The sequence below is a fragment of the Ruegeria sp. CH10 genome (genome assembly GCF_056537125.1).
The window spans coordinates 59,481-71,714 of sequence record NZ_JBQFQY010000002.1; the positions used below are offsets into that span (position 1 = coordinate 59,481).

The 12,234-nt window shown below is 60.8% G+C and carries 11 protein-coding genes; 5 read left to right on the plus strand and 6 right to left on the minus strand.

What is annotated here, in order from left to right; genetic code table 11:
- Positions 1-32 precede the first annotated feature (32 nt).
- The 4 genes from ACRZ94_RS06580 to ACRZ94_RS06595 form a co-directional block, all read right to left on the minus strand.
- Entirely contained in the window at positions 33-1,238 is a 1,206-nt protein-coding gene (locus ACRZ94_RS06580) for a DsbA family protein (protein WP_480651572.1), read from the minus strand.
- Positions 1,239-1,354: 116 nt separating this feature from the next.
- Positions 1,355-2,824: a carboxypeptidase M32 gene (locus ACRZ94_RS06585; RefSeq protein ID WP_480651574.1), complete on the minus strand. Its 1,470-nt coding sequence runs from the start codon at positions 2,822-2,824 to the stop codon at positions 1,355-1,357.
- Between the two features lies 1 nt (position 2,825).
- Entirely contained in the window at positions 2,826-3,971 is a 1,146-nt protein-coding gene (gene ctaA / locus ACRZ94_RS06590) for a heme A synthase (protein ID WP_480796949.1), read from the minus strand.
- Between the two features lie 62 nt (positions 3,972-4,033).
- Positions 4,034-4,777: an RNA methyltransferase gene (locus tag ACRZ94_RS06595; RefSeq protein WP_480651578.1), complete on the minus strand. Its 744-nt coding sequence runs from the start codon at positions 4,775-4,777 to the stop codon at positions 4,034-4,036.
- Positions 4,778-4,937: 160 nt separating this feature from the next.
- On the opposite strand from ACRZ94_RS06595, the gene ACRZ94_RS06600 reads away from it, so the two are divergent.
- The 4 genes from ACRZ94_RS06600 (at position 4,938) to ACRZ94_RS06615 (ending at position 8,138) form a co-directional block, all read left to right on the plus strand.
- Entirely contained in the window at positions 4,938-5,555 is a 618-nt protein-coding gene (locus tag ACRZ94_RS06600) for a thiamine phosphate synthase (RefSeq protein WP_480651580.1), read from the plus strand.
- 45 nt (positions 5,556-5,600) lie between these two features.
- Positions 5,601-6,494, plus strand: a complete 894-nt coding sequence (locus ACRZ94_RS06605) for a PfkB family carbohydrate kinase (protein WP_480796950.1) — start codon at positions 5,601-5,603, stop codon at positions 6,492-6,494.
- A complete protein-coding gene (locus ACRZ94_RS06610) occupies positions 6,491-7,396 on the plus strand; it encodes a pseudouridine-5'-phosphate glycosidase (RefSeq protein ID WP_480796951.1) in 906 nt (301 codons plus the stop codon). Before ACRZ94_RS06605 ends, ACRZ94_RS06610 begins: the two co-directional genes overlap by 4 nt.
- Positions 7,397-7,460: 64 nt before the next feature.
- Positions 7,461-8,138, plus strand: coding sequence for a DUF502 domain-containing protein (locus ACRZ94_RS06615; protein ID WP_480651586.1), 678 nt, complete (start codon positions 7,461-7,463; stop codon positions 8,136-8,138).
- Here ACRZ94_RS06615 and ACRZ94_RS06620 read toward each other — a convergent pair whose 3' ends face one another.
- Together ACRZ94_RS06620 and ACRZ94_RS06625 are read right to left on the minus strand one after the other, a co-directional pair.
- Positions 8,139-9,167 carry a patatin-like phospholipase family protein gene (locus ACRZ94_RS06620; protein ID WP_480651588.1) on the minus strand — a complete coding sequence of 343 codons (1,029 nt, stop codon included), beginning with the start codon at positions 9,165-9,167 and terminating at the stop codon, positions 8,139-8,141. It abuts the gene before it with no gap.
- Between the two features lie 61 nt (positions 9,168-9,228).
- A complete protein-coding gene (locus tag ACRZ94_RS06625; RefSeq protein WP_480651590.1) occupies positions 9,229-10,002 on the minus strand; it encodes a 3-hydroxybutyrate dehydrogenase in 774 nt (257 codons plus the stop codon).
- A gap of 293 nt (positions 10,003-10,295) precedes the next feature.
- On the opposite strand from ACRZ94_RS06625, the gene ACRZ94_RS06630 reads away from it, so the two are divergent.
- Complete coding sequence (locus ACRZ94_RS06630) at positions 10,296-12,110, plus strand: extracellular solute-binding protein (protein ID WP_480796952.1); 1,815 nt, start codon at positions 10,296-10,298, stop codon at positions 12,108-12,110.
- Positions 12,111-12,234 lie beyond the last annotated feature (124 nt).

Sequence of the window (12,234 nt, forward strand, 5' to 3'; positions counted from 1 at the left end):
AAAAGGCGCTTCGGCGCCTTTTTCTTTGCCTGCTAACTGCCGCGCAGCAGGTCCGCAATTGCCCACAGCCGATCCTGCCCCCAGATGCTCTGCCCGTTGACGTGAAAGCTGGGCACGCCCCACAGGCCGATCTCTTGCAGGCGGGCTTGGTTGGCCTCAACCCGGTTGCGCCACGTGTCGGAGTGCACATGCGCCTTGGCCTCTTGCCAATCCAGCCCCGCTTTTTCCGCGATCTGGGCCAAGCCGGTCTCCGTCGCCGCATCAATCCCCTGCGACCACACAGCCGTCAGAAAGGCCGAGCAGTAGTCAGCCAGCCGCCCCTGCGCCTCGGCATGATCCAGCAGGGCATAACCACGTTCCACCCCTGCCCCCAGCGGATCAGAGATGCGACCGAATGGAATACCCAGCCGCCGCGCCTCGCGCGTGCAATCGCGCAGGATGTAGGACGATTTCGCCTTTGGCACCGGCAAGCCGCGCATCAGCATCGGCAGCACCGGCCTAAGGATCAGATTGGCCTGGCAGTCTCGGGCCAGGGCACGGGCCCGGTCGAAGGCCAGATAGGAATACGGGCTGCGGAAAGAGAAAAAGAACTCGATCTCAGCCCCCGGCGCTGGGGTCAGGTTCGGTGCGATCTGCGGGATGATCGGATCAGCTTTTTGCCCCAGCCCCAGACCCTGCAACCGGTTTTCCAGATAATGCAGCCGGTCCAGCCCCCAATAGGTCTCGCCGCCATAGGCAAAACATCCGCCCTGATAATGGCCGACCGCCGCAAGAGATTGATCGCCCAATGCTATGACCGTCGCTGGATCGACCTCTGGCCCCTCCGGGATTGATGCGTCAGCCCAGAGGGTTTCAGTCACCTCAGGAGCCATGGCAATGAAATCATCCGCGCCAGCCAAAACGCGTTCCGCCGTGGCAATGCGCGCGGGATCAGGAGTGGGCACCGTGGGAGGCACATAGCCCAAACGGTTGGCCACCCGCACCACATCGTGGAACGCATTCAGCCGAAACGCTTCTGGTGAGGGCATCATATCGGGCGGCGATCCTGAGATCAGAAAGGTTCGAAGTTCTATACTATAGCGATGTTTGAAATCTGCCAGAACCTGCACCGTCAGCAGGCTGTAAGGATCTGAGAGATCATGGAAATACTCAACCACATGAGGCTGTCCGGTCAGTCGGCGCCTGACCTCATGCAGGGTTCGCCGCGTGGTCTGCAACCCGCTGCTGGTCAGAACCATTGCGGCCCGCGTTTTGAGTTTCCGACTGACTGACAAAGGCCCCTCCGACGCGTGTCTTGGGGCACTTTAACGGTTGCGGCAGAAAAGCCCATGCCGCGACACGGGAACGTGACGTCTCACAGCTCGTAGAGCGCGCCGAATTTACCCTCAAGATAGGACAAGAGCGGTTCCGGTCCGGGCTCCATCCCGCTGGCGCGGGTGATTGTGTCGCGGGGTGCGTAAAGCCCGCCATGGCGTTGCAGGTTCTCGCGCAGCCACGTGGTTGCGCCTGTCGTGTCGCCCTGCGCCAGTTGCGTCTCAAGATCCGGCACCGCAGCGCGCAACGCCTGATACAGGCACCCGGCATAGACGTTGCCCAGCGAATAGGTCGGGAAGTAACCAAACAGCCCCACCGACCAGTGGACATCCTGCAAACACCCGTTCGACGGCTTATCGACCGCATAACCGAAATCCGATTTAAACCGGTCGTTCCACGCGGCCTCAAGATCGTCGACCTGCAAGTCTCCGGCCATCAGCGCGCGCTCCAGATCAAAGCGCAGCATGATGTGGAGGTTGTATTGCACCTCATCCGACTCGGTACGGATATAGCCGTTATGGACACCGTTGACCGTGGCATAGAACGCGTCTGCATCGGCAATCCCGAAATCCCCAAACGCGTCTTTCATCTGGTCGAACAGCCAACCGGTAAAGGCGCGCGAGCGGCCCAGCTGGTTTTCATAAATCCGGCTTTGGCTTTCATGGACGCCCATCGACACCCCACTGCCCAGCGGTGTCAGCGCATAGGCCGGATCGATGCCTTGTTCGTAGGCAGCATGGCCGACCTCGTGAATGGCCGAATAGAAACAGTTGAAGGGATCAGTCTCGCTGGTGCGGGTGGTGATGCGCACGTCCAGACCACTGCCCGAGCTGAACGGGTGCACGGCCTTGTCCACCCGCCCCGTGTTCAGGTCATAGCCAAAGGTTGTCGCCAGTTTCTGCGACAAGCGCATCTGGGTGAGTTCATCAAATGTGCCGGTCAGTTCTTGCGGCGCCGGGCGGTCCAGAACGGCTGCGCGTAGGGCCACCAGACGCGGGCGCATCTGATCAAAGATGTCGGCGATCTGGCTGCCGGTTGTGTACGGCTCATAATCCTCGACCATCGCGTCATACACGTCACCGCCTTGGGCCAACGCCGCGCCTTCTTCGCGTTTCAGGGCGACGACCTGTTGCAACACGGGCAGGAAGGCCGAGACATCCTCATCCGCGCGAGCCTGCGCCCAAGTACCCTGCGCGGCGGATGTGACCCGCGCGATGGCTTTGGCCAGATCAGCGGGCACTTTGATCGTACGCTCATACGACCGGCGGATTTCACGAACCTGCGCCTGCCCCACCTCATCCTGCGGGTCGGCGTGTTCCAGCCATTCGGCCACACGCGGGTCGGACCGGCGGGCGTGCAGGACAGCCTCAATCGCGGCCATCTCCTCGGCCCGTTGCGGGGCCGCCCCGCGCGGCATCACCGTTTCCTGATCCCAGCCCAACCGCCCGGCAATCTGCCCCAAAGCCGAGGTTTCGCGTTGAAAAGCCATCAGGTCGTCAAAGGCGGTCATGTCACGCTCCGCGGATTGAGGTTGCGATTGGGTAAGCGGTCAGGAACCGCGCGCGCAGGATCAGGGTCCAGACGACTACGGCCATGAACTGGTGGACAATCGCGATCTGCCACGGCGCGGCATAAACCACGGTTACGATGCCGATCACCACTTGCAGTGCCAGCGCCGCAAAGGCTGCGTTAAAGGCAAACCGCGTCTGCGGATGCGCGCTGGTGCCGCCCCGCCGCCAGACGATGACGCCGAAAATCAACAGCAGATAGCCCGCGCAGCGGTGAATGAACTGCACCAGACCGGGGCTTTCGAAGAAATTGCGCCACATCGGCTCCAGCATCGTGGCATCGGGCGGCAACACTTGCCCGCCGATCAGGGGCCAGTCGGTGTAGGACCGCCCCGCGTCGATCCCCGCGACCAAAGCACCAATCAGGATTTGAAGGAATGCGAAATGCATCAGGCCGGTGGATAGCGAGAAGAGTTTCGCCTCTTTCGCGCGGCGGGCCTGTAACAGGTCGCGTTCTTCGCGGCCCAGTTCAAAGATGTACCACGCAAGAAACCCCAGGATCACAAAGGCCAGCCCCAGATGAGTGGCCAGGCGATAGCTGGCAACAGCGGTCATCCCCTCGCCCTGCGTCACGCCCGAGGCGACCATCCACCAGCCGACAGCGCCCTGAACCCCGCCCAGAACACCTGGGATCAGCAGCTTGCCGGTCCATCCCGTCGGGATTTTCCGCGCGACTAGGAAACCAAAGAACCCAAGCGCCCAGACCAGACCAATCACGCGGCCCAACTGGCGGTGGCCCCATTCCCACCAGTAGATGAATTTGAAGTCATCCAGCTCCATCCACTGGTTCTGGATGCGCCACTGGTCGATTTCCTTGTACTTGTCGAACTCGGATTGCCAGTCGGCCTCGGACATCGGCGGGATGGCCCCGGTGATCGGGCGCCATTCGGTGATCGAAAGGCCACTATCCGTCAATCGGGTCAGCCCGCCCACGACGATCATGATCACGACCAGCGCAAACAGGATCATCAGCCACGCGCGGATCGCCTTTCGCGCGCCACCACGGCCACGGTCGATCATACCGGGCTGAACTGCCTGTTGTTTTTCGGTGTCTGAGACGTCTTCGAAGATGCTGCGCTTACCGCTCATGCTGTCCTCTTGTGCCTTGGATTTCGTCGCAAGCTAGGGTGAAGCGGAACATAGGTCCAGCCTTAGCCCTTGTCCTTCCAGCGGACCATCTGACGCATGATCCCGTGCAGCATCTGCACATCGGCCCGCGTCATCCGCATCCGCGACCACAGGTTGCGCAGATTGGTCTTCATCCCCTCGGCCTTTTCGGGCGGGTAGAAGAAGCCTGCCTCCTCCAACCGGTCCTCATAGTGTTCAACCAGTTTCTCAACCTCGATCCCTGTGGCCCAGTCACCTTTGCCCAGATCGGTGGCCTCATGCACCACATCGCCGGTCTGACGCATCCACTCATACGCCGTCAGCAGCACGCATTGCCCAAGGTTGAGCGAGGCATATTCGGGATTCACCGGCACCGAGATGATGGCATTGGCCTTGGCAATGTCCTCATTTTCCAACCCTGCGCGTTCGGGGCCGAACAGAACGGCGACTTTTTCACCCGCCGCGACCTTTTCGGCGGCCATCTGCATGGCGCGTTCGGGGCTGTAGACCGGCTTGGTCAAGCCGCGCTGCCGCGCCGTGGTGGCAAAGACAAAGGTGCTGTCGGCCAGTGCCCCAGCCAGATCATCAAACAGCTGCGCCTCATCCAGCAGCCGCCCGGCCCCGCTGGACATCGCCACAGCCTTGGGGTTGGGCCAGCCGTCACGGGGCGCAACAATCCGCATCCGGTCCAGCCCGAAATTCCACATCGCGCGCGCGGCGGCACCGATGTTTTCGCCCATCTGCGGGCGCACAAGCACAAAGGACGGCTGGGATGTATCGCTGGGCATGGCTGTCTCCGAAAGTTCCGCCTGCTGTAATCGGCCTGTCAGGTCAGAGCAAGCCGATCCCCTTGTTCTGTTCCCAAATACTTCGGCCAGAGGCTTAAAAGTTTGCTTCCCCCGCGCAATCCGCTAAACCGCGCCTAAGAACAATTCCGAAGGACGCGCCATGGACACCCCCGAGCAGCCGCAGATTTACCTGATAACGCCTCCGACCATCGCGCTCAGCACCTTCCCCGAGCAGTTGGGCCGCGTGCTGGACAGCACCGAGGTTGCCTGTATCCGGCTGGCGCTGGCGGGCAGTGACGAAGACACCATCGCCCGCGCCGCCGATGTCTGCCGCGAGGTTGCCCATGCGCGGGATGTGGCGATCGTGATCTCAAACCATGTCCTGCTGGCGCAACGACTGGGGCTGGACGGGGTGCATCTGGACGATGCCGCGCGTTCCGTCCGCGCCGCTCGCAAGGAACTGGGTGCGGATGCCATCGTTGGCAGTTTCTGCGCCGCCTCCAGCCACGATGGCATGACCGCTGGTGAGAATGGCGCGGATTATGTGGCCTTTGGCCCGGTTGGCGCGTCAGCTTTGGGCGACGGCACGATTGCCGGGAAAGACCTGTTTCAATGGTGGTCCGAGATGATCGAAGTGCCGGTCGTGGCCGAAGGCGGCCTGACGCCCGAGCTGATCCGCGACCTCGCCCCTCATACCGATTTCTTTGGCATTGGGGATGAAATCTGGTCGCAGGACGACCCGGTCGCAGCGTTGAAATCGCTTACCGACGCGATGTGAGCGTTAACCCTTGCACCCGCCGGGGGGCTGCGGCATGACACGGGCATGACTCAGAACAGCGAAATACTGTGTATCGGCTCGGTCCTGTGGGACGTGATCGGGCGGTCTGCCAGCGCCATGCGGCAGGGATCAGACGTGCCGGGGCGGATCACCCGCCTGCCCGGCGGCGTAGCCATGAACATTGCCATGACACTGGTGCGGTTCGGCATGACCCCTACTCTGCTGACCGCCATTGGCCGCGACCCTGAAGGCGATGAACTGGTCAACGCCTGCGCCCGGCTGGGTATGGTGACGGATCACGTCTACCGTTCGCAGGACCTGCCGACCGACCGGTATATGGCGGTCGAAGGGGCCAATGGTCTGATCGCCGCAATTGCTGATGCGCATTCGCTGGAGGCCGCAGGGTCCAAGATCTTGCGCCCATTGATGCACGGGCCGTTGGGGTATGAAAATACGCCGTTCGAAGGCCCCATCGCGCTGGACGGCAACCTGACGCAAAGCCTGCTGGAGGACATCGCGCAAAGTCCCGCCTTTGCAAAAGCGGACCTGCGCGTTGCCCCGGCCTCACCCGGTAAGGCCGAACGTCTTTTGCCGTTCCTGAAAAACGCGCGCGCGACGCTTTACGTGAACCTTGAAGAGGCTGGCATCCTCTGTCAGCGCGAGTTCACCGATTCCGAATCCGCCGCCAAGGGCCTGTTGGACCGAGGCGCGTTGCGGGTGCTGGTGACGGATGGCGGCAATTCGGCCACGATCGGCAGCGCCGGTCAAATCCTGACCCAAACACCCCCGTCCGTTCTGGTCACCCGCGTGACCGGTGCAGGCGACACTTTCATGGCGGCGCATATCGCGTCCGAGGCCGCCGGGGCCGCCCCCGACGCAGCCCTGACCCGCGCCCTGCACGCCGCAGCCACTTACGTTTCCGGAGAAACACCACTGTGATCGACATTCAATACTCAGCCGAGGTTCGCGCCGCCAAAGACGCAGGCCATCCCATTGTGGCGCTGGAAAGCACCATCATCACCCACGGCATGCCTTACCCGCAGAACATTGAGGTCGCGGCACAGGTCGAACAAGACATCCGCGACGCCGGTGCAGTTCCAGCGACCATTGCGGTGATTGATGGTGTTCTGAACGTGGGGCTTGAGGCTGATCAGCTGCAGGCTCTGGGTCAGGCGCAAGGCGTCGCCAAAATCTCACGCGCTGATATGGCGGCCTGCATCTCGACCGGGGGCACCGGGGCCACCACTGTCGCCGCCACCATGATCGCGGCGCATTATGCTGGAATTCAGGTCTTTGCCACTGGCGGCATTGGCGGCGTGCATCAGGGGGCCGAGACGTCCTTTGACATTTCCGCCGACCTGCACGAACTGGCGCAAACCCCCGTGACGGTGGTTGCAGCTGGTGCCAAAGCCATCCTCGATCTGGCCAAAACACTTGAGGTGCTAGAGACTTTGGGCGTGCCTGTCATCGCCCACGGTCAGGATGAATTCCCGGCCTTCTGGTCGGCCAAATCCCCCTATGCCGCCCCGTTGCGCATGGACAGTGCCGAGGCCATCGCCAAGGCCCACGCCACCCGCCGCGCCCTTGGCCTGCCCGGTGGACAACTGATCGCCAACCCGATCCCCGAGGATGACCAGATTGCGGCCGAGGAACTGGCCCCTATCATCGCATCGGCCCAGGCAGACGCGGACACCCACCGCATCACGGGCAAAGGCGTCACCCCGTATCTGTTGCAACGGATCTACGAACAGACCGAGGGCCGTTCGCTGACCGCAAACATCGCTCTGGTCCGCAATAACGCAAAATTGGCCGCCCGGATCGCCCGCGCCCTGTCGCAATGACATAAACCTATTGTACCAAGGCACGGGACTGCTTAACTAAATCCGCAAACTGCTCAGGACCGCAATGAACACGCCTTTTGACGAAGAACCTCACCGCCGACCGGGCCTGTTTTCCCGGCTGCGTGCGTCTTTTCTGACGGGCATCGTTGTCATTGCGCCTGTGTGGCTGACCGTCTGGCTGATCTGGTCCGTGGTCGGCTGGATCGACAGCGCGGTTCTGCCGCTGGTGCCGCAGCAATTCCAACCCGAGCAATATGTCGGCATCAACCTGCGCGGCGTAGGGGTGGTGATCTTCCTGATCTTCACCATTCTGGTCGGCTGGATCGCAAAGGGCATCCTCGGTCGCTCTTTGATCCATTTCGCCGAAAGCGTTGTGGATCGGATGCCGGTGGTGCGATCCGTCTATTCCGGTATCAAGCAAATCTCGGAAACGGTGTTTGCACAGACCGAGCGATCCTTTGAAAAAGCCTGCCTGATCCAATACCCGCGCCGGGGCATCTGGGCGATCGGCTTCGTCTCTACCACCGCGCGGGGCGAAGTCAGCGAACGCGCCGAAACCGGCGGCGCCCTGCTGAGCATCTTCGTCCCCACCACGCCAAACCCGACTTCGGGCTTTTTGCTGTTCTTCCCCGAAGAGGACGTGATCCTTCTGGATATGTCCATTGAAGAGGCCGCAAAACTGGTGATTTCGGCGGGCCTTGTCTATCCCAACGAAAAAGACCCGACCCAGCCGCCCGAGTGATCAGCCGAACATCTCGGGCAGATCAACCGTGCTGCGCTGCCCCAGATCGTCTTTGTGATCGGCCAGAAATCGATGCGCCGCCGCGCGACCGGCCTCTTTCAGCTTGTGCAGGATCACCGGGTTGGGCACCGTTTTGGTCGCAACGGACAGATCGTTCATCAAGGCGTCATCCGCAATCATATGCACCAGAACGCGGCTCATCTCCCCGGCCTTCAGCTTACCTTCGGCCAGCAGGCGCTGCACAAAACTGATCGCGCGCAGCTCGCGAAACAGGGATGAGTTAAAGCTGATTTCATTGACCCGGTTCTGAATCTGCTGCGGCGTTTTTGGCACCTCATCCCGTTCCAGCGGGTTGATATTTACGATTACCACGTCATCCGGCAAGTCACTGTCGAACAATGGATAAAGCGCCGGGTTGCCCGTATAGCCGCCATCCCAATACGCCTCGGTCCGGCCCGATTTGGGGTCATAGATTTCAACGGCCTGAAACAGCGTAGGCAAGCAGGCCGACGCCAGGATCGCGTCGGTCGAGATCTCATCCCCGGTGAACACCCGTATCTTGCCACTGCGCACGCATGTGGCGCAGACATGCAAACGGGGGCCTTCATCGGCGCAAATCTCGGCGAAATTGAACCGATCGACCACGGTCTCCAGCGGGTTGCGGTAAAACGGGCCGTACGCATATGGCGACACCAACCGCGACCACGTATCCCCGACCGAGAACGGCAGGGAATACTCCATCGCTTGTGCAATCTGCGAGGGTTCGATGGCCTGCATCCAATTGGCAAGCCGCATGTCACCTACGGCCCCCATCCTCTCCCACAGACCGTTCAGATTGGCGCGCGCTCCGTCACGCCCATCGCGCACCATACCGGATTTGAACGCCGCCCCGTTCAGCGCCCCGGCCGAGGTGCCGGTGATGGCTGCAACCTCAAGATCGTCCTCATCCAGCAGCCGATCCAACACGCCCCAGGTAAACGCCCCATGCGCGCCACCACCCTGCAAAGCCAGATTTATTTTTTTCACCACGCCCACCCCATTTTCTGTTCAAAATACTTCGGGGGCGTGAGGGCAAAGCCCCCACACAACATCACAACGCCGTCCAGCCACCATCCACGGAAATCGTCGTGCCCGTGATCTGCGCCGCCGCGTCCGAGCATAGAAAGACCGTCGTCCCGCCCAATTGTTCCACCGTTGCGAACTCTTTCGACGGTTGCCGCTCAAGCATAACGTTCTTGATCACGTCCTCGCGGCTCATGCCGTATTCCTTCATCGTGTCGGGAATCTGCGCCTCGACCAGTGGGGTCAGCACATAGCCCGGACAGATGGCGTTGCAGGTGATCGGTTCCTGCGCGGTTTCCAGCGCCACGGTCTTGGTCATCCCCACCACACCATGTTTGGCCGCGACATAGGCCGCCTTGTAAGGCGACGCCGTCAGCCCGTGGGCCGAGGCGATGTTCACCACCCGCCCCCACCCGGCCTTGCGCATCATCGGCAAAGCCGCAGCCATGGTGTGAAAGGCCGAATTCATGTTGATCGCGATGATCGCGTCCCATTTGTCGATCGGGAACTGATCGATCGGTGACACGTGCTGAATGCCCGCATTGTTCACCAGAATATCGCAGGCCCCCGCCTGCTCGATCAGCGCCCGGCATTCATCGCCTTTGGACATGTCCGCCTTGATATAGCGCGCGTTGGTGCCGGTCTCTTTCGCGATCTGGGCCGCCAGCGCATGATCTTCGTCCCGGTCGGTGAATGAGTTCAAAACCACATCCGCCCCGGCCTTGGCCAATTCGCGTGCAACGCCCAGACCTATCCCTGAATTCGATCCCGTGATGATTGCCGTTTTTCCAGACAGGCTCATGCCAGTTCTCCCTCAGATTTCGCTTTGGCAGCACAGTGCCATGCTGCACCTGCAAAGTGAACGGGGAAACATTCCGGTTCCGGTTCAGAGGGAAAAACCGCCCAAAAAAAACGCCCGCACGAAGCGGGCGTTAAGTTATTGAGGCAGGTTTCATACAGGCAAGAAACCTATCGAGCAGTGAAACCTTTATAAGCAATTCCTTGCATTCATCCAAGCTAAAAGTTTGATAATAAGAAAAATCATCGGTACGATGAATCCCAACAAAATAAGGCCAGAGCAGGATTGTTTCCAAAATGCGCCCCGATTTTCTACGCCCCGCACGCCCTGTGATCGCGGGAATCACCTGCCTTTTCTCTGCCGCTATCGCTAACGCAGAATCGGCCCACGGCATAGCTATGTATGGCGACCCGGCCCTACCACCGGATTTTGTGTCTCTGCCCTATGCCAATCCGGATGCACCCAAGGGCGGCCGGGTCGTGTTCGGAAATACCGGCGGCTTTAACAGTTTGAACCCGTTTGTGCAAAAAGGCGCATCCCCCTGGCAATTGCCATTTTGGACCCATGAAAGCCTGATGGGCCGATCCTGGGACGAACCTTTCACTCTTTACGGGTTGTTAGCCGAATCAGTTGAGACTGCACCAGACCGGTCCTGGGTCGAATTCACCCTGCGCGAAGAGGCCCGGTTTTCCGATGACAGCCCGGTCACCGTAAACGATGTGATCTGGTCGTATGAGACGTTGGGCACCCAAGGTCATCTGCGCTATCGCGGGCTTTGGGACAAGGTTGCAACGATCGAACAGACCGGACCGCGCACCGTCCGTATCTCGTTCAATGAACCCGATCGTGAACTGGCGCTGCTGGCCGGTATGCGCCCGATCCTGCAAAAGGCGCAGTGGGAGGGGAAAGATTTTGCAAATGCAGGTCTGCATGATGTCCCCATCGGAACAGGCCCTTATCTCGTCGACAGCTATGAGGCCGGGCGTTTCGTGAACCTGCGCCGCAATCCTGACTATTGGGGCGCGGATGTTCCCTTTCGCCGGGGCACCATGAATCTGGATGAGATGCGCATCGAATTCTACGGCGACGGCACCGTGCTGTTCGAAGCCTTCAAAGCAGGTGAGCTGAGCGCCGTGCGCGAGTTCAACGCCGACAAATGGGACAACCAATACAATTTCCCCGCCATTCAGCGCGGCGATGTGGTCAAAACCGAAATCCCGCATGGAAAGCCTTCGGGCATGACCGGATTTGTGATGAACACCCGCGCCGCACCTCTGGATGACTGGCGCGTGCGCGAGGCGTTGCTGCTGGCGTTCAATTTCGAGTTCATCAACGACACGATCACTGGCAATGCCCAACCCCGGATCACCTCGTATTTCTCGGGCTCGGAATTGAGCATGCAGCCCGGGCCCGCGTCGGGACGCGTCGCTGAACTGCTGGAGCCCTTTGCAGACGATCTGCCCCCCGGCACGCTTGAGGGGTATACCCTGCCCGTCAGTGACGGCTCGGCCCGCAACCGGTCGAACATCCGCAAGGCGATTGATCTGCTGAACCAGGCCGGCTGGACCATTCAGGACGGGGTGTTGCGGAACCAGCAGGGACAGGATTTCACCCTCAGCATCGTACTGCAACAGGGCGATACCGAAAGTCAGACAGCCATGGAAATCTATGCCCGCGCGCTGGAGCGGCTGGGGATCACCTTTACCATTGAACAGGTGGACAGCGCCCAACTGGTCGGGCGCACCGCCGAGTTGGATTTTGACATGACGTTTTTCCGGCGCGCTCTGTCGCTGTCCCCCGGTAACGAACAGCGCCTGTACTGGGGCAGCCAGAACGCCGACACTCAGGGCACGCGCAACCTGATGGGGGTTGCCTCACCCGCGGTGGATGGTCTGATCGATGCCATGCTGGCCTCGGAAAACCACGAGGAATTCGTGGCGGCCACCCGCGCGCTGGATCGTGTTCTGACCGCCGGACGATATGTCATTCCGATCTGGAATTTCGATGTGGGTCGCATCGCACATGTCAAAGAGCTTAGGCATCCCGACACCCTGCCGATCTACGGAGACGGGCCGGAATACATGCCGCAAATATGGTGGTACGAAGAGTGAGCGCGCGGGCCCCGCAGCAGCCAAGACGACCTTCACATTTGAGCCCGTACTAACCGAAGGTTGTGCACCATCTGGTTCGTTATCTCTGCCGGGCCGCACGGCCTTGGGTGTCGGCGGATTTCAG